Below are 16,905 nucleotides of genomic sequence, written 5' to 3'. Positions count from 1 at the left end.
CGGCGCGCCGCGGCCCGCACCGTCATCCCGGCGTGTTCTCGGCCGGGATCCACGCCAGGGTGGTGGATTCCGGCCGCACGCATGCCGGAATGACGGCGGATGCCTGTGTTCCGGCGGGGCGAGGGTCAGCCGATTCGCACTGTGAGCGAGGGATATCCGGTCGCGCCGTCGGGCACGACGTCCTGATCCTGGTCGGTCTGGGTCTCCCCCGTGCCGTCGGTGGCGCGGGCGCGGATGGTGTGCGGGCCGTTGCCGGTGGCGTCCCAGTCGAAGGCCCACTGCACCCAGGTGTCGATGGAGGGGGCCACGGCCAGCCGCGCGGGCTGCCAGTCCCCTTGGTCGATGCGGACTTCCACGCCCTTGATCCCGCGATGCTGGGCCCAGGCCACGCCCGCGATGGTGATCTTGCCGGGCGCGTGGGTGCCCCCGCGCGGCGTGTCGATGCGGCATTCGGTCTTGATCGGCCCCTTGGCCGACCAGCCGCGCTTGGTCCAGAACGCCTCGGCGCGATCGAATCTGGTGATCTCCAGTTCGGTCACCCACTTGGTGGCCGACACGTAGCCGTAGAGGCCGGGCACCACCAGCCGGGCGGGATAGCCGTGCGCGGTGGGCAGCGGTTCGCCGTTCATGCCGACGGCCAGCATGGCGTCGCGGCCGTCCAGCAGCACGGCCAGCGGGCTGCCCGCGGTGAAGCCGTCGGCGCTGCGGGACAGGACCATGTCGGCGTCGGGATGCGGTCCGGCCGCGTTGATCAGTTCGTCGAGCCGGTACCCGAGCCAGCGGGCGTTGCCGATCAGGTCGCCGCCGACGGGATTGGAGACGCAGCACAGGGTGACCAGGCGCTCGATGGGCGTCTTGGCGGTGAGATCGGCGTAGCTCAAACGGATTTCGCGGTCGACCATGCCGTGGATGCGCAGTGACCAGTCGTCCTTGCTGACCTGCGGAACGGTGAGCGCGGTGTCGATGCGGTAGAAGCCGGAGTTCGAGGTGAGGTAGGGCGTCAGACCCGGAATCTTCAGATCCGCACCGGGTTCCACCGACGGTTCGGGACCGGTCGGCGTCGGCAGTTGCACATCGGCGCGCTCGGCCGAGACATCGCGCGAGCGCAGTCCGATGATGCGTCCGGCCACCCCGCCGACCAGCGCCAGCCCGCCCGCGATGGCCAGACCGCGCATCACCTGGCGGCGTTCGGTCGGAAGGTCGTCGGCGGCCACCTCATCGAGGGCGGTGATCTTCTCGATCAGACTGCGCAGCATCAGGATTCCGGCCACCACGCCGATCAGCGACGGCAGCGCCCAGGTCCACGCGGCATTCGGCCGCCCCAGCGCCGCCACGGTGGACAGCAGACCGAAGACCGCGAACAGCGCCGACCCGAAGGGCCGCCGCACCTGCTCGACCAGTCCGGCCGCTACCGCCAGCGCGACGGCGACCACACCCATCGAGACGAACAGCAACAGCTTGTCGTTCGTCCCGACCAGTCCGATAACCCATTCCCGGAACCCGTCCGGCGTATGGTCGACGATCCATCCGCCCACCGCCTCCAGTGGCGTGCTGTCCGGGCTGACCAGCAACGACACCAATTCGGCCACGCCGAGCGTGACCCCGCCGGCGACCACACCGCCGGCCATCCGTACTCCACGATCGGCCACAAACCGACCCTACTGCGAGGGCCGGCCCGTGAACCGGTTCGAAGAATTACGGAAGCATGACACCCGGTTTCACCGCGCCTCGACCCGCAGGGCGAGCGCCGCGATCACGGCCATGACCAGCAGCGAGCCGCCCGCGACCGCGAAAGCGTGGTGCAGACCGGCCATGCTCAACACGGGCCCGGAGTAGGCCAGCGCCCCCAGCACGGCGACCCCGAGCACCTGGCCGACCTGCCGCAGGGCGTTGTGGATCGAGGACGCCATCCCAGCGCGATGCGGGTGCACGGCGGCGAGCGCGGTCGCTGTCATCGGGGTCAGACACAGTCCGAGGCCGAAGCCGCCCACCGCGAGGATCCACCAGAGGGAGCCGATGCCGGAGTCCGACCGCATACTCAGCAGGCCCACGACGGCCAGACCGCCGAGCGCCAGTCCCGTCACCATGGGCAATCGCGGTCCGCACCGGCCGACGAGTCGCCCGGAGATCGGGGTCGCGAGCGCGAACGCCACACCGACGGAGCAGACGTCGAGTCCGGCTCGGATCGCCGAATGTCCCTGCACCTGCTGAAAATACGCGCTCAGGTAGACGATCAGTCCAACGAAGGCGAAGAAGGCCACGGCCCCGGCCAGATTCGCGGCGGCGAAGGCGCGATTGCCGAACAGAGCAAGGTCCACCAGCGGATCACTGTGCCGCCGTTCCCAACCCACGAAAACCAGCCCGGCAAGGATGGCAAGCGCGAACGCACCCAGAATCGTCGCGGAGGTCCAACCCTGCTCGCGGCCTTCGATCAATCCGAAGGACAGCGCGGCCACCGCCGTCGCGGTCAAAACCGCACCCTGCCAATCGAATCGACCGGCCGCCAGGGTGCGTGGCAAGCGCGGCACTATGTGTGCGGCCACCGTCGCGAACACCGCGACCAGCGGCACATTCAACAGCAGGACCCACCGCCAGCCCAGCCCGGTGACGACAACACCGCCCAGGATCGGTCCCACGGCCAGTGCCAGACCGGACGAGGTCGACCACGCCCCGATCGCGACCGCCCGCTCACGCTCGTTCGGGAAGGCGGAGCGAACGACCGCGAGGCTGGTGGGCACCAGCAACGCAGGGCCGATGCCCTGAATGACGCGGCCCACCAACAGCATCGGGATGTTCGATGCCAAGCCCGCGATCAGTGCGCCGAGGGCGAAGGTCGCCATACCGGTGAGGAAGATGCCCTTGCGGCCGTAACGGTCGCCGAGTCCGCCGCTGAGCATGAGCAGGCTGGCGTAGACCAGGACATAGGAATTGACGATCCACTCGGTGGCCGTGGCATCGGCGTGCAGTTCACGGCCGATGGTCGGCAGCGCCACGCTGATCACCGTGGTGGACAGCACCGCCAGGAATTGGCCGCCTGTGACGGCCACCAGCGTGATCCAGGGATTGCTCGGGGTGGTGGCGGATTCGGGACGGGAAGAAAGGTGCAACGCGGTCATGTCTCGAACGGTAGAACCGTAGACTGATACCTTCCACGACCAAAAGAGCTATACAGAAATGCCTTTGAGGTTATGAGCATGGACCTGCTACAGCTCCGCTACTTCCGGATGGTGGCGCGCACCGAGAACATCAGCCGAGTGGCCGAGGAGCTACGGGTGGCGCAGCCGTCCCTGAGCCGGACCATCACCCGGTTGGAGTCCGATCTGGGTGTGCCGCTCTTCGATCGAGAGGGCAGGCGACTGCGGTTGAACCAGTTCGGGAAGGCGTTCCTCACGCGCGTGGATCGCGCCCTGGACGAACTCGAGGACGGGCGCAGAGAATTGGCGGATCTGGCCGGACTGGAGCGAGGCGGAGTAGCGATCGGAGCGGAGAATCTGAAGCTCCTGCATCCAGTTGTCGCAAATTTCGTAGGGGCGCATCCCGGTGCCCGCGTGCGACTGTTCTCCGGCACCACGGCCGACGTGACCGCCCGGGTGGTCGCCGGAGAGCTCGACCTCGGAGTGATCTCACAATCGCGGAGCACTCCCGGCCTCGGCGGGCAAGAGTTGCTGGACGAGGAAGTACTGCTGGCCGTAGCGCCGAATCACCCACTGGCACAGCGGGGCCGAGTGGCCGTTACCGAGCTGGCAAGCGAACCCTTCATCACGACCTCGCCCGACTATTGGCAGCGCACCGTGCTCGATCGTGTCTTCAGCCGCGCGGGACTGCGCCCGATGATCGTGTGCGAGGGCGATGATCCCACGGCGGTGCGCAGCCTGATCGCCACCGGCTTCGGCATCGGCCTGCTCCCGGCCCTGGCGCGCGACTACCCCGGTCCAGACGTGGCATGGCTTCATCTGGATGAGGTCTACTGCCGTCGCACCCTGCATCTCGTCTGGCGCACAGATGCGTATCTCTCATTGGCCGCCAGGCGCTTTCGTGACCTGACGGCCGAGACATTCGCACACAACATTCCCAGCGTGCCGGAGTGAATCACTGCGACACGGGGTGCCCATTTCCAGTTGACGGTGCGGCGTCCACGTGAACGGCGGCCGGAATGGCCCGCGAGCCCTCGTCGATCGGGCAGGGCCACGGCGTGCTCGAATCGCCTCGGCCGCAGGCTCGAATCGGGCCGTAGTGCCTCACATTTGGGCGTTGCCGGTGTAGTTGATCATCCACGGCACCGAGAACTTGTCGGTGAGCATGCCGAATGCCTCGGCCCACGCGACCGGGCCGAAGGCCATCTCGATCTTGCCGTCGGCGGAGAGTTCGGTGAAGAGGCGCTCGGCTTCGGCGGCGGAGTCGGCCTCGAGCTGGACGGTGAAGCCGGGCTTGGAGTTGTCGATCTCGGCGCCGGGCGGGCAGTCGGAGGCCATGAGGATATTGGTGGCGCTCAGCGGCAGTTGGGCGTTGGCGATCCGGTCGAGGACGTCCTCGGGCATGTCGGGCGGGGTCTCGCCCATGTCACGGAAGCGGGTGATGCTCGCCTCGACGCCGAAGACGGACTGGTAGAAGGTGACGGCTTCACCGGCGTTGCCGTTGAACAGCAGGTACGGGTTCACAGCGGGCATGGGTTCCTCCTGGATCGGTGGTGGCGGGTGCTGGGCACCCACAGGTAGGACGCGGGGGCCGCACGAAAATCATCGGCCGCCACGCGAGAGGTCCGGGGCGGAACACGCGAGAGAGCTTCGCGGATCAGTCGGCCGCCTTGTGGCGGTGGTAGTAGCGGGCCACGCGAACCCGGTTGCCACAGCGCTCGGGTGAGCACCACTGGCGGCGGGGGTGGGCCGGCAGGAACAGCATGACGCAGTCGTCGGCGCCGCACTTCTTGACGCGGCGCACGGCCGGATCGGTGAGCAGGGTCGCGGCGGCGTCGGCCAGGTGCGCGGCCAGCCGAGCCCCGGGTGCCCCGATGCGGGCCGGGGTCTCGGTGACCGTGTCGCCGTTCCAGTCCAGGCGGCGGACGGCGGGGGCGGCCGTCTGGGCGTCGGTGAGTCCGCGCAGCGCCGCGGCCGGGGGCCGACGGCCGCCGAACAGCGCGTCGAGTATCGAGGCGGTGTGCTCGCGCACGGCGTGGACGGCGGCCAGGTCGCCGCCGGTGAGGTGCGACGGGGGCGGTTCGGGCAGCCGGTCGGCCTCGAGGCGCAGCCAATCCGCCAGCCGCTCGGGGGTTTCCAGCAGATCGGCGCCGAGGGGCCTGGTGTTCACCAGGTCCAGGGCGAGGGGCTCGCCGATCAGCGGTTCGAGATCAGCCACGGCACTAATGCTACACCAGGCCATTGACACATTAGTGAGTGCTACCGTAAACCTAATGCAACATCACCACCAGAAAGCATGTGAAGTTATGAGGGAACTTCCCCTGGTACAGCACCGCCGCCTGCAGGTCGACGGCGTCGAGGTCTTCTATCGCGAATCCGTCCCCGCCCGCGCCGATGCGCCGGTCCTGTTGCTGCTGCACGGTTTTCCCACCGCGTCCCACCAGTTCCGCCGCCTCATCGACGCTCTCGGCGACCGGTTCCGGCTGATCGCCCCGGACTATCCGGGCTTCGGAAACACCGTCGCCCCAGCGGATTTCGACTACAGCTTCGATCATCTGGCCGACATCACCGAGGGTTTCGTCCAGCGGCTGGGCCTGACCAGGTTCGCCGTGTACATGTTCGACTTCGGCGCGCCCGTCGGCCTGCGCCTGGCGACCCGGCATCCCGATTGGATCACCGGTCTCGTCGTCCAGAACGGCAATGCCTACGAAGCCGGATTGTCCGAGGCCGCACAGGGTTTCGTCGCGCTGCGTCCCGACCACGAGGGCGACGAGGACGTCGTGCGCGGACTCCTCACCCTCGAGGGCACCCGCGGCCAATACGAGACCGGCGTCGCCGATCCGACGCTGCTCGACCCCGACGCATGGACGCTCGATCAGCACTACCTGGATCTCCCGGGCCGCAAGCAAGCCCAGGTCGCCCTGGCCTTCGATTACAAGTCGAATGTCGCGCGCTACCCCGAATGGCGTTCCTGGCTAAGGAAATACGCTCCGCCGACGCTCATCGCCTGGGGCGCGAACGACCCCTTCTTCCCCGCGTCGGGCGCGCACGCCTATCTGGCGGACCTACCCGAAGCCGAACTGCACCTGTTCGATACCGGCCACTTCGCGCTGGAAACGCATCTGTCCGATATCGCACCGCTCATCGCCGATTTCCTGGATCGGCTGCCCGCATGACGATGGGCCCTGCCGGAGCAGGGCCCATCCGGGCGATCAGTTGTCCAGTGCCGCAAAGAATTCGCGGATGTCACCGGTGAGCAGCTCGGGCACCTCCAGCGCCGGGAAGTGGCCGCCGGAGTAGAACTCCGACCAGTGCACGATGTTGTGGGCCTTCTCCGCGAAGCGGCGGATGGCGAAGTCGGCGGTGGTGAACACCGCGACGCCGGTCGGCACGGTGCCCCGCGGCTTGGGCGCGAACATCGTGTGGTCGTGGAACCGCTCGTAGTAGTAGTCGGCCACGCTGCGCGCGGTTTCGGTGAGCCAGTAGATCGCCACGGTGGTCAGGATCTTGTCGCGGTCGATCGCGTCCTCGGGCAGCTCTCGGCTCGCATCGGTCCATGCCTGGTACTTCTCCACGATCCAACCCAGTTGTCCCGCAGGCGAATCCGCCAGCAGCTGGGCCAGCGTGTTCGGCCGCGAACCGGCCAGGTTCATGTAGGCCGACCCGTCGTCCTGGAACTGCTTCATGGCCGCCAGCCGCGCCCGCTCGGCCTCGGTGAGCGCGGCCATGTCGGCCGGATCGCCGGTCGGGAAGGTGACCAGCGCGTTGACGTGCACGCCCAGCACCCGCTCGGGGAAGTCGCGGCCCAGCCGGGGCGCGACGAACGCGCCGTGGTCGCCGCCGTGCACCCCGAACCGCTCATAGCCCAGGCGGGTCATGAGTTCGGCCAGCGCGGCCGCGACTCTGCCGTCGTGCCAGCCGGTTTCGGTGAGCGGACCGGAAAAGCCGTGGCCGGGCAGGGCCGGGATGACCAGGTGGAAGGCCGGTGCCTCGGGCTCGCCGTGCGCGGCGGGGTCGGTCAGTGGCGCGATCATGTCGAGGAAGTCGGCCGGGGTGCCGGGCCAGCCGTGGATCAGCAGGAGCGGAGTCGCGTCTTCCCGCTCCGAGCGGATGTGCAGGAAGTGCAGGTTCTGCCCGTCGATGGTGGTGGTGAACTGCGGACGGGCGTTGAGCTCGGCTTCGATTGCGCGCCAATCGAACTTCTCGGCCCAGTACCCGGCGAGCTCACGCAGGTAGGTGGTGGGGACCCCGCGCTCCCAGCCGGTGCCGGGGACCTCGTCGATCCAGCGGGTGCGGGTCAGGCGGTTCCGCAGATCGTCCAGGTCGGCCTGCGGGATGTCGATGCGGAAGGGGCGGATCTCGTTGCTGCTCATGAGATAAATGGTTCCGGTAAAGACCGGGCCCCCACATCACGAGGATTCGTTATTTATGGCCTGCACCAGGCCATTACCCGGAAACGGGGGAGGGCCCGCGGATGTCCGCGGGCCCTCCCTATGAACCTATTGGGGGTTCGGGGGCCCGGCCCCCGAACCGACCTGTGCAACTCCGTCAGGAGTTGTAGATCGCGTCCACGTCGGCGGCGTACTTCTTCATCACCACGGCGCGCTTGAGCGACAGCTTCGGCGTCAGCTCCCCGCCCTCTTCGGTCCAGTCGACCGGCAGGATGCGGATCTTCTTGATCGCCTCGGCATGCGAGACCAGCTTGTTGGTGGCCGCGACCGCGTCATTGATCTCGGCGACCAGGGCCGGGTTCTCGATGACGTGCTCGATCGGGGTGTCCGCGCCGATTCCATTGCGCTCCAGCCAACCCGGCAGGGTGTCCTGGTCGAGGGTGATGAGCGCGCCGATGAACGGCTGCCCGTCACCGACCACCATGACCTGGCTGATCAGCGGGTGCTGGCGCAGCGAGTCCTCGAGCATGGTCGGGGAGACGTTCTTGCCGCCCGCGGTGACCAGGATTTCCTTCTTGCGGCCGGTGATGGAGATGAAGCCGTTGTCGTCGATGGCGCCCAGGTCGCCGGTCTTGAACCAGCCGTCGGCGTCGAAGGCGTCCTTGGTGGCGTCGTCGTTCTTCCAGTAGCCCGCGAATACGACCCCGCCGCGAATGAGCAGCTCGCCGTCGTCGGCGACCTTCGCGCCGTGGCCCGGCAGCGGGCGGCCGACCGAGCCGACCTTGATGTGCTTCGGGGTGTTGACGCTGACGGCCGCGGTGGACTCGGTCAGGCCGTAGCCCTCGTAGATGGTGACGCCCGCGCCGCGGAAGTAGTGGCCCAGGCGCGAACCCAGCGGTCCGCCGCCGGAGACGGCCGACTCGCACTGACCGCCCATGGCCTCGCGCAGCTTGCTGAAGACCAGCTTGTCCAGCACGGTGTGCTGCAGCTTGAGCAGCAGGCCGGGGCCGCCGGTCTCGAGCGACTGGCTGTACTGGATGGCGATCTCGGTGGCGTAGTCGAAGATCTTGCCCTTGCCGCCGTCGTGCGCCTTCTGCTTGGCGCCGTTGAACACCTTCTCGAACACGCGCGGCACCGAGAGGATGAAGTTCGGCTTGTACTGCCCGAACTGCTCGACCAGGGTGGACCAGTCGGAGGTGTGGGCGACGGTGACGCCGGCGTCGAAGGCGGCCAGCGCGACCGCGCGGGCGAAGACGTGGGCCAGCGGCAGGAACAGCAGCGACTTGCGGCCGGGGCGCAGGAACTCGCTCATGGCGGAGCGGTCGGCGGCCGACTCGGCGTACAGGTTCGAGTGCGAGAGCATGACGCCCTTGGGGCGGCCGGTGGTACCGGAGGTGTAGATGAGGGTCGCCGGGGAGGCGGCCTTCACCTGGCCGCGGCGCTCGTGCACGAGCGCGTCGTCGAGGTCCGTGCCGCGGGCGATCAGGTCGGCGATCGCGCCCTTGTCGATCTGCAGGGTCTCCTTCAGATCCGGCAGTCCGCCTTCGATTTCCGCGACGGTGGCCCGGTGCTTGTCGTTCTGGACGACGATCAGCTTGGTGCCGGAGTCGGACAGGATCCAGCGCACCTGCTCGGCGGAGGAGCTGTCGAAGATGGCGACGGTGCAGCCGCCGGCGGCCCAGATCGCGAAGTCGAGCACGACCCACTCGTAGCTGGTGGCGGCCATGATGGCGACGCGGTCGCCGAGTTCGATCCCCGAGGCGATGAGGCCCTTGGCAACGTCGGTGACGGCCTTGGCGAATTCGGTCGCCGTGACGTCGTTCCAGCCGCCCTTACCGTCCGGGGTGTTGAAGACGACCAGGTTGGGCGTCTGCTCCGCATGCCGGAACGCACCGTCCGACATGTTGGCGTTTTCCGGAATGGTGTAGGTAGCCGGGACTTCGAACTCTCGCATCGCTGCCCTTCCACAGTGGGTTTACTCGCGGGTAATTTACGCCACGCTCACAGGTAACTCCCGGCGGACCGCCTGAACCGGTTCCCGCACCGTCCCGCGTTGTGTCTTGTCCCTATCCTATTGACCGGCTTTGGGCTGGTCGCAGGGCCTTGCGCAAGAACTCACCGAGCTCGGTGGTCACCTGTGCGGCCGGGCCGACCAGACCGGCCTGCAACTGGGCTACATGCCAGAGACCCTCGGTCTCGCTGAACTCGGTCGGCACGCCCGCGGCCCGCAGTCGCGCGACCAGCCGCGTGCACTGGTCGTGCAGCAGTTCGTCCACGTCGGCCTGGATGTAGGTGGGCGGCAGTCCGCGCAATTCGCCGAGCAGCGGCGCGTAGCCGGTGTCGCGGCCGTCGCCGCCGCCGAGGTAGGCCGCCGCGCAGGCCCGCGACCAGGGCTTGGTGAGCACCAGATCGCTGTCACGGACGGGCACCTCATTGGGATCGCCCCAGGGCGCGATCAGCCCGAGCGCGGCGGGAACCATGCCGTGCACGTCGCGCAGCCGCTGGGCCAGCGCGAGCGAGAGCCCGCCACCGGCCGAATCGCCGGCCACCGCAATGCGTTCCGGCCGATACCCGGAGGCGACCAGTTCCAGGAAGGCCGTCTCGGCGTCGTCCAGGGCCGCCGGGTAGGGGTGTTCGGGGGCCAGCCGATAGTCGGGAACCTGGACGGCGCAACCGGTTTCGCGCGCCAGGTAACCCGCCAGCGGCCGGTGCGTGACCGGCGAGCCGACGGTGTAGCCGCCGCCGTGCAGGTACAGCACGGTGGCGGAGTCGGAGACCGGTCCCACCGTCACGCGTTCGGCCGGGCGGCCGCCCAGCCGGACGCGTTCGGCGTGCAGGCCGCGCGGCCCGGGCTGGGCCACCGCGCCCCAATCCATCAGTGCCCGTTGGACACCGAACGGCAGCCGGCTGTTGAGCATGATCCGGAAGACCGGCTTCAGCGTGGCGCGGACGAGGGGCAACGGCAGTGTCACATCGGGCATGTCCAGGTGTCCTTGATCGGGCGCGGTGTTCGGTTGTCTACGGCAGGAAGCGCTTCTGCACCACGGCGGAGATCCGCTGGTAGTACGAGGCGGTGGTGCGCACGAACAGGTCCAGGGCCTTGGCCTCCCAGCCGATGAGCACCCGACCGTGGCCCTTGCGGACCGCTTCGGTAATGGTCTGCGCGGCCATTTCCGGGGTGTGCATGGCCAGCTTGGCGTCGAAGAGGGCGGCCAGGTTCTTCTGGTCGAGGCCCTCGGCGACGGTGGCGTTGCGGGCCACGGCGGTCTTGATGCCGCCGGGGTGCACGCAGGTGACCTTGACCGGCTTGCCGCTCATCAGCATTTCCTGGCGCAGCGCCTCGGTGAAGCCGCGCACCGCGAATTTGGCGGCGTTGTAGGCGCTCTGGCCGGGGACGGCGATCAGGCCGAAGAGGCTGGAGATGTTCACGACGTGGCCCGCACCGGATTCGATGAGGTAGGGCAGGAACGCCTTGGTGCCGTTGACGACGCCCCAGAAGTCGACGTCCATGATGCGCTCGACGTCCTTGAAGGAGGTCTCGAGCACGTCGCCGTGGTGGGCGATACCGGCATTGTTGTAGATCTGGTTGACCTTGCCGAAGTGCTTGTTCACCTCGTCGGCGTAGAGCAGCACCGACTCGCGCTCGGCCACGTTCAGCCGGTCGGACTTGATCTTGACGCCGAACTTCTCACAGCGCCGGACGGTTTCGGCCAGGCCCTCGGTGTCGATGTCGGACAGCGCCAGGTGCGCGCCGCGCCCGGCCAGGTTCTCCGCGAGCGCCCGGCCGATGCCGGAACCGGCTCCGGTGATCACGCAGACCTTGTCCTTGAAGTAAGCATCGTTGCTCACGGTTACCGCTTTCGGTTGGGTGATGGAGGGTGACTAAACGGCCTGTGCGACAGGCTCGGTGGTCGTGTCGTAGGCCGAGACGTCGAAGTTCTCGAGCAGACTACGGAACCGGAAGGTGAAGTCCGGCCACAGCGTGGTGTTGTTGCCGTGCTTGTCGAGATACCAGGAGGCGCAGCCCCCGGTGCTCCACACCGCGCCCTCCAGCTTGCGCTGCAGCTCGACATTGAACTCGTCCTGCACGTCCTTGCGCACCTCGACGGTGCGCAGGCCCAGCTTGTCGAACTGCGCGACCGCGTCGGCGATGTAGTTGATCTGCGATTCGATCATGAACACCATCGAGGTGTGGCCCAGGCCCACGTTCGGGCCCAGCATGAAGAACATGTTCGGGTAGTTGTGGATGCTCGAGCCCTTGTAACCCTGCTGGCCGATGGCGTCGAAAACCTCTGCCAGGGTACGGCCGTCGCGTCCGGAGACGGTGTCGTAGACCGGCGAGTCTGTGACGTGGAAGCCGGTGGCCACGATGATGGCGTCGACCTCGCGCTCCTCGCCGTCCTTGGTGACGATCGAGTTGGCGCGGATCTCCTTGATGCCGTCGGTGACGACATCGACGTTGTCGCGGCTCAGGGCCGGGTAGTACTCGTTGGAGATCAGCATGCGCTTGCAGCCGATGCGGAAGTTCGGGGTCACCTTGCGGCGCAACTCGGGATCGCGCACCTCGGCGAACAGCTTGGCGCGCGCCACCGCCTCGAGCGCGAGCATGGCGGGCGGGAACTTGGCCAGGCCGACCACCTGGGTCTCGCGCGCGGCGTAGATGCCGGCGCGGTAGAGCGCGCGCAGGGCCGGAATGTGCTTGAGCGCGAACTTCTCCGGGCCGAAGTACTCGCGGTCGCCGCGGGGCAGCAGCCAGGGCGCGGTGCGCTGGTACACGTCCAGCCGCGCGACCTTGGGCGCGATGGCCGGGACGATCTGGATGGCGGAGGCGCCGGTGCCGATGACGGCGACGCGCTTGCCGGTCAGGTCGGAGTCGTGGTCCCAGCGGGCGGAGTGGAAGATCTCGCCCTGGAAGTCGTTGATGCCCTTGATGTCCGGCAGGTTCGGCTCGCAGAGCGCGCCGACGGCGGAGACCAGGATGTCGGCGGTGAACGCGCCCCGGCTGGTCTGGATCTCCCAGCGGGCGTCGGCGGCGTTCCACTGCGCGCCGGTCATCTCGCAGTTGAAGATGTGCTTGTCGCGCACGCCGTACTTGTCGGCGACGCCCTGGATGTAGCGCTGGATCTCCGGCTGCTTGGAGAACGAGCGCGACCACTCCGGGTTGAGCGCGAAGGAGTACGAGTACAGCTGCGAGGGCACGTCGCAGGCCGCGCCCGGGTAGGTGTTGTCGCGCCAGGTGCCGCCGACGTCGTTCCCGCGCTCGAGCACGAGGTAGTCGGCGCGTCCCTGCTGGCTCAGCCGGATGGCGAGCCCGAGGCCCGAGAACCCGCTGCCCACGATGATCACATGGGCGTGCTTGGCCTCTCGAGCAACGCCGTCGGCGTCCCGAGCAGCGCCGTTGCGGACAGCTTTGTCTGTAACCTTGCGACTCATATACGCGAGAGTAGGGTCTTATTGAGCATGAGTCAATACTATTGACTCGTGTTCAGTAAAGTGGACCCGTGACCAAGGAGCGCAGCGTGAGCAGACCGGATACCGGATCCTCGGCCAAGCGCGTGCGCCTGAGTCCGGCCGAGCGCCGCCAACAGCTCATCACGCTCGGGGTGGAGATGCTGCGCGAATGCGATCTCGAGGACATCTCCGTCACCGAGATCGCCGATCGCGCGGGCATCTCCCGCGGCCTGCTGTTCCACTACTTCTCTTCGAAGCAGGATTTCCAGATCGCGATCCTGCGCGAGGCCAATGCCGAGTTCCTGGCCCGCACCGCTCCCGACCGCGATCTGGACCTGTTCTCCATGCTGCGCGACGCGGTCGAGCGCTACATCGACTACGTGAGCGAGAACAGCTCCGCCTATCACGCCCTGCTGCGCGGCCCGGTCAGCGCGCGCCCGGAGATGGCCGAGCTGGTGGCCAACGCCCGCCAGGCCACCGCGGAACGCATCCTCTCCGAGGCGCCCATCCCGGTCGAGGACCCCGACCGCCCCCGCCTGGCCCTGGCCGTGCGCGGCTGGATCGCCTTCGTGGAGGAGGTCGTGCTCACCTGGCTGCGCGAGGAGCCCATCACCCGCGAGGCCCTCGTCGACATGCTGGTCGCATCGCTGCCGGCGCTGGCGCTGAACGCGGATCTGGCAGCGGCGCTGCAGCAGTGACGCTCTCGGCCATGGCGATGTCGTCGAGCGGCCACTCCCCCGTGACCGCGGCCGCGATGAGCGCGGCGGCGAGCGTGCTGTGCGTGCCGATCAGCGTTCGATACAGCTGATCGACCGTCGCGCACCCGGACTGTGGTTCGAATGTGGTCATCGGTCCCTCCCCCGTGGTTCTGCTGGTGGAAGACCCGAGCTTGCCATCGGGAATTTCCGGGAACACCTGAAAAATCAGTGGTCCCGGAAACTTTCAGCCAATCCTTGTGAAAGGTTCTACGCCAGGTCTGCGAAGGCGTGCAGTCCGTCCAGGTCGGTGACGATGAGCTGCCGATGGCGATTGGCCGGCCGGCTCACCAGCTCGAGTTTCCGCAGCCGCGACAGCGCCAGCCCGAGCGCGTCCTCCTTGGCCCCGATGAGATCGCCGAGTTCGGCCACCGACAGCTTCACCGTGATCACCCACCCCTGCTCGGTGCTGCAGCCGTGTGCGGCAACCAGTTCCAGCAGCACCCGGGCGAGCCGGACCGGGACCCCGTAGCCCGCGAAGTCGAGCCGCCGCTGATCCGACCAGGCCAGCCGGGACACGATGGTGCGGCACAGGGCCTGCCAGGCATCGGGGTGATCGTCGAGGAAGTCGAGGAACAGTCCGCCCGGGATCTTGTGCGCCAGGGTCCGCGAGCAGGCGGTGGCGGTGGCCGAGCGCATCGAATTCGGTTCCAGCGCACCCAGTTCGCCCACCACGTCCCCGCTGACCAGGATGGCGAACAGGGTCCGGTCGCCATTGTGATCGCCCGCGGTGATCTTCACGCACGCCGACGTGGTGGCCTCGGCCGCGCGCAGCAGATACACGCTCGAGCCCTCCCGCCCCTGGCGCATCAGCACCTCGCCCGGCTCGTACAGCACCGGACGTCCCAGCTCGAGCAGCCGCGCGCGCGACGCCGGACTCAGCCGCGCCATCAGCGTCCCCGCCGGCCAGTCTTGTTGCACCACGGTCGTATCCAGTCATCGTCGATGGAAAACCGTCCCCGAACGCTCAACAGTAGACCGCGGCGGCGCCGGCGCGGCGGCGGACTAGGTCTCGAACTCGTAGCCGGAGTGGTCGCCGCGGGAGGAGACGGCGGTGATGACCGCGGCCAGCAGGATCATGACGGCCGAAACCGCCAGGGCCACGTCGAGACCGCGATGGAAGGCGGCGTAGGTGGCGTTGATGACATTGTTGACGATGGGGCCGTAGGCGGCCGAGGCCGCGGCGTCGCCGCCGGTGGGTACCTTTCCGGTTTCGATGGCGTCGATGACGATGGTCTGGAAGTTCGCGGGGATGCCGAGCTGGTTCAGGCGGTCGGTGAGATCGGAGTTCAGGAACGAATTCACCAGGGAGCCGAGGGCGGCCACGCCCACCACCGCGCCGACCTGGCGCATGGTGTTGGTGGCCGCGGCGGCCATGCCGGAGTGCTCGGGGGGAACGCCGGACAGCACGGCCGAGGTCAGCGGCACCACGGCGATGCCGAAACCCAGTCCGGCGAGCGCGAGCGCCAAGGCCAGCGCGCCGAATTCCGGTGAGACGCCCAGCATTTCGCGGGTCAGCAGGATTCCGGCGGCGCCGAGGACGCACCCGGTGATCATGGGTGTGCGCGAACCGCGCTGCGCCACCCAGAATCCCGCGTACAGCGCGCCCACGATGATGGCGACGGCCATGGGCGCGAACACTTCCGCGGTGCGCCAGCCCGAATAGCCCACCACCTCTTGCAGATACAGCGCGGTGAAGAAGAAGATCGAGAAGATTCCGAAGTAGACGGCGAAGGCGACGATCAAAGCGCTGCGCACCATCGGCCGCTTCAGGTAGCGGAAGTCGAACATCGGGTTGCGGGCCCGCGCCTCGACGGTCACGAACGCGGCGAGGGCGAGTCCGCCGATGACGAACAGCGTGATCACCGCGGGCGCGTCGTAGCCCGACTCCTCCCCGGCGATGCCCGCGTAGATCACGCAGCCCAGAAACGCGGAGCCGGTGACGAATCCGGCCAGGTCGACCGGACCCGGTTGCGGGTCGGCCGATTCCGGCACGTACCGCAGTGCGGCGGCCAGCACCACCGCGGCGACGGCCAGGTTGAACCAGAACACCGAACGCCAGCCGAAGGCCCCGACCAGCACTCCGCCGAGCACCGGCCCCAGCGCCAGGGCCAGTCCCGACACCGCCGCCCAAGCGCCCAGCGCGCGTGCGCGTTCCGCGCGATCGGGGAACAGCTGCCGGATGACCGACAGCGTGCCGGGCTCGGACGCCGCCGCCCCCAGCCCCATGACCGCGCGCCCCGCGATGAGCACCGCCACCGTGGGCGCGAGCGCCGAAAGCACCGATCCCGCCGCGAAAACCGCGAGCCCGGCCACCATCACACCCTTGCGCCCCCACCGGTCCCCGAGCGATCCGGCGGTCAGCATGAGGCTGGCGAACACCAGCGTGTAGGCGTTCACCACCCACTGCAGTGACACCACGCCCGCGTGCAGATCGGACTGGATGTCCCCGAGGGTGACGCTGACGACCGTGGTGTCCAGGAACGTCACGAACAGCACCGCCGTGACCGTGACCAGGGCGATGCGCGGCCGCGCGGCCGTCCCGAGCGCCCGCATGTCAGCTGGTCGGCGTGACCGACCCGGCCGCACAGGGCGCGGGCGGTTTACCCTGCGTCTCGAGCGAGAGCAGCGCGCAGAAGGTGGCCGCCGCGACCTTCCACGCGCCGGTGACGCGCACCGCGCTGCCCTGCTGATCGACGAGTGCCGGGGTGCCGTTCAGCGACACCGTGAACACCACGTCGGCGTGATCGGCGTCGGCGGGCTTCACGCTCGACACGTCGGCCTTGGTGCCCTTGGCCAGCGGCGAATCCGCTTGTCCCCGAATGGTATCGGCGAAAGCCTGCCCGTTCTCCAGCACCGCGATCTTCTGATCGGCCGACGTGCTCCCGTCGAAGAACTTCTGATAGACGTCGGTGACCGCCTGGGTGAGCGCGGTATCCGAGCCGCCGGCGGTGGTGGCGCTGACGTGCGTGGTGGTGGGTTCCTTGGCCGAGACTCCGCAGGCGGCGAGCACGGCCGCCGTAAGCGCGCACAGCGCAAGGGATTCGAGTACCGGAATCCGATTCGACATGCCTCGGCCTCCTAGGGCGACGGAACGGCATGAACGACAAATCAGACTACTCGTCCCGTCCCGGCGCCGGACCGGGATCGGTCACCGGCGCACAACGCCGGGAC

Annotated in this window: 15 protein-coding genes; 3 read left to right on the top strand and 12 right to left on the bottom strand. The window is 68.2% G+C overall.

The features are described from left to right. Nucleotides 1-125 precede the first annotated feature (125 nt). Complete coding sequence (locus tag GPX89_RS32675) at nucleotides 126-1,649, bottom strand: molybdopterin-dependent oxidoreductase (RefSeq protein WP_328602553.1); 1,524 nt, start codon at nucleotides 1,647-1,649, stop codon at nucleotides 126-128. A gap of 69 nt (nucleotides 1,650-1,718) precedes the next feature. Then, complete coding sequence (locus GPX89_RS32670; RefSeq protein WP_157391528.1) at nucleotides 1,719-3,116, bottom strand: MFS transporter; 1,398 nt, start codon at nucleotides 3,114-3,116, stop codon at nucleotides 1,719-1,721. A 78-nt stretch (nucleotides 3,117-3,194) separates the two neighbouring features. On the opposite strand from GPX89_RS32670, the gene GPX89_RS32665 reads away from it, so the two are divergent. Further along, nucleotides 3,195-4,088, top strand: coding sequence for a LysR family transcriptional regulator (locus tag GPX89_RS32665; RefSeq protein WP_157391527.1), 894 nt, complete (start codon nucleotides 3,195-3,197; stop codon nucleotides 4,086-4,088). Between the two features lie 150 nt (nucleotides 4,089-4,238). Here GPX89_RS32665 and GPX89_RS32660 read toward each other — a convergent pair whose 3' ends face one another. Both GPX89_RS32660 and GPX89_RS32655 read right to left on the bottom strand, forming a co-directional pair. Then, nucleotides 4,239-4,667 carry a VOC family protein gene (locus GPX89_RS32660; protein ID WP_157391526.1) on the bottom strand — a complete coding sequence of 143 codons (429 nt, stop codon included), beginning with the start codon at nucleotides 4,665-4,667 and terminating at the stop codon, nucleotides 4,239-4,241. 124 nt (nucleotides 4,668-4,791) lie between these two features. Beyond that, entirely contained in the window at nucleotides 4,792-5,352 is a 561-nt protein-coding gene (locus GPX89_RS32655; protein WP_328602552.1) for a CGNR zinc finger domain-containing protein, read from the bottom strand. Nucleotides 5,353-5,440: 88 nt separating this feature from the next. Between GPX89_RS32655 and GPX89_RS32650 the strand changes: the two genes are divergently transcribed. Beyond that, the gene (locus GPX89_RS32650; protein WP_157391524.1) at nucleotides 5,441-6,310 is read left to right on the top strand and encodes an alpha/beta fold hydrolase; all 870 of its coding nucleotides are present in this window, start codon (nucleotides 5,441-5,443) and stop codon (nucleotides 6,308-6,310) included. 36 nt (nucleotides 6,311-6,346) lie between these two features. Here GPX89_RS32650 and GPX89_RS32645 read toward each other — a convergent pair whose 3' ends face one another. The 5 genes from GPX89_RS32645 to GPX89_RS32625 form a co-directional block, all read right to left on the bottom strand. Further along, entirely contained in the window at nucleotides 6,347-7,507 is a 1,161-nt protein-coding gene (locus GPX89_RS32645) for an epoxide hydrolase family protein (protein WP_157391523.1), read from the bottom strand. A 175-nt stretch (nucleotides 7,508-7,682) separates the two neighbouring features. Then, nucleotides 7,683-9,479, bottom strand: a complete 1,797-nt coding sequence (locus tag GPX89_RS32640; RefSeq protein ID WP_157391522.1) for an AMP-dependent synthetase/ligase — start codon at nucleotides 9,477-9,479, stop codon at nucleotides 7,683-7,685. A 112-nt stretch (nucleotides 9,480-9,591) separates the two neighbouring features. Continuing rightward, nucleotides 9,592-10,506: an alpha/beta hydrolase gene (locus GPX89_RS32635; RefSeq protein WP_157391521.1), complete on the bottom strand. Its 915-nt coding sequence runs from the start codon at nucleotides 10,504-10,506 to the stop codon at nucleotides 9,592-9,594. 37 nt (nucleotides 10,507-10,543) lie between these two features. Further along, nucleotides 10,544-11,374, bottom strand: a complete 831-nt coding sequence (locus GPX89_RS32630) for an SDR family NAD(P)-dependent oxidoreductase (RefSeq protein ID WP_328602551.1) — start codon at nucleotides 11,372-11,374, stop codon at nucleotides 10,544-10,546. A 33-nt stretch (nucleotides 11,375-11,407) separates the two neighbouring features. Continuing rightward, a complete protein-coding gene (locus GPX89_RS32625; RefSeq protein ID WP_157391520.1) occupies nucleotides 11,408-12,958 on the bottom strand; it encodes a flavin-containing monooxygenase in 1,551 nt (516 codons plus the stop codon). Between the two features lie 86 nt (nucleotides 12,959-13,044). Between GPX89_RS32625 and GPX89_RS32620 the strand changes: the two genes are divergently transcribed. Continuing rightward, nucleotides 13,045-13,674 (top strand): TetR/AcrR family transcriptional regulator, encoded by a 630-nt coding sequence (locus tag GPX89_RS32620; protein ID WP_328602550.1) that lies wholly within the window; start codon nucleotides 13,045-13,047, stop codon nucleotides 13,672-13,674. A gap of 267 nt (nucleotides 13,675-13,941) precedes the next feature. Here the strand turns inward: GPX89_RS32620 and GPX89_RS32615 are convergent, their stop codons facing one another. From GPX89_RS32615 to GPX89_RS32605, 3 genes are all read right to left on the bottom strand, one after another. Then, nucleotides 13,942-14,655 (bottom strand): Crp/Fnr family transcriptional regulator, encoded by a 714-nt coding sequence (locus tag GPX89_RS32615; protein WP_157391519.1) that lies wholly within the window; start codon nucleotides 14,653-14,655, stop codon nucleotides 13,942-13,944. 81 nt (nucleotides 14,656-14,736) lie between these two features. Further along, nucleotides 14,737-16,287 (bottom strand): MFS transporter, encoded by a 1,551-nt coding sequence (locus GPX89_RS32610; RefSeq protein ID WP_157391518.1) that lies wholly within the window; start codon nucleotides 16,285-16,287, stop codon nucleotides 14,737-14,739. A gap of 1 nt (nucleotide 16,288) precedes the next feature. Further along, complete coding sequence (locus GPX89_RS32605) at nucleotides 16,289-16,801, bottom strand: hypothetical protein (protein ID WP_157391517.1); 513 nt, start codon at nucleotides 16,799-16,801, stop codon at nucleotides 16,289-16,291. Nucleotides 16,802-16,905 lie beyond the last annotated feature (104 nt).

Origin of the sequence: Nocardia terrae, from assembly GCF_009760405.1 — a bacterium.
Taxonomy (GTDB): Bacteria; Actinomycetota; Actinomycetes; order Mycobacteriales; family Mycobacteriaceae; genus Nocardia; species Nocardia terrae.
The sequence above is the reverse complement of the archived record's forward strand: the minus strand, read 5'-3'. Positions and strand labels throughout refer to the sequence as shown.

Bases quoted from the DNA above. Each gene is read 5' to 3' on its own strand.
- GPX89_RS32670 (WP_157391528.1), bottom strand. From the start codon at position 3,116: ATGACCGCGTTGCACCTTTCTTCCCGTCCCGAATCCGCCACCACCCCG.
- GPX89_RS32665 (WP_157391527.1), top strand. From the start codon at position 3,195: ATGGACCTGCTACAGCTCCGCTACTTCCGGATGGTGGCGCGCACCGAG.
- GPX89_RS32660 (WP_157391526.1), bottom strand. From the start codon at position 4,667: ATGCCCGCTGTGAACCCGTACCTGCTGTTCAACGGCAACGCCGGTGAA.
- GPX89_RS32650 (WP_157391524.1), top strand. From the start codon at position 5,441: ATGAGGGAACTTCCCCTGGTACAGCACCGCCGCCTGCAGGTCGACGGC.
- GPX89_RS32645 (WP_157391523.1), bottom strand. From the start codon at position 7,507: ATGAGCAGCAACGAGATCCGCCCCTTCCGCATCGACATCCCGCAGGCC.
- GPX89_RS32640 (WP_157391522.1), bottom strand. From the start codon at position 9,479: ATGCGAGAGTTCGAAGTCCCGGCTACCTACACCATTCCGGAAAACGCC.
- GPX89_RS32635 (WP_157391521.1), bottom strand. From the start codon at position 10,506: ATGCCCGATGTGACACTGCCGTTGCCCCTCGTCCGCGCCACGCTGAAG.
- GPX89_RS32625 (WP_157391520.1), bottom strand. From the start codon at position 12,958: ATGAGTCGCAAGGTTACAGACAAAGCTGTCCGCAACGGCGCTGCTCGG.
- GPX89_RS32610 (WP_157391518.1), bottom strand. From the start codon at position 16,287: ATGCGGGCGCTCGGGACGGCCGCGCGGCCGCGCATCGCCCTGGTCACG.
- GPX89_RS32605 (WP_157391517.1), bottom strand. From the start codon at position 16,801: ATGTCGAATCGGATTCCGGTACTCGAATCCCTTGCGCTGTGCGCGCTT.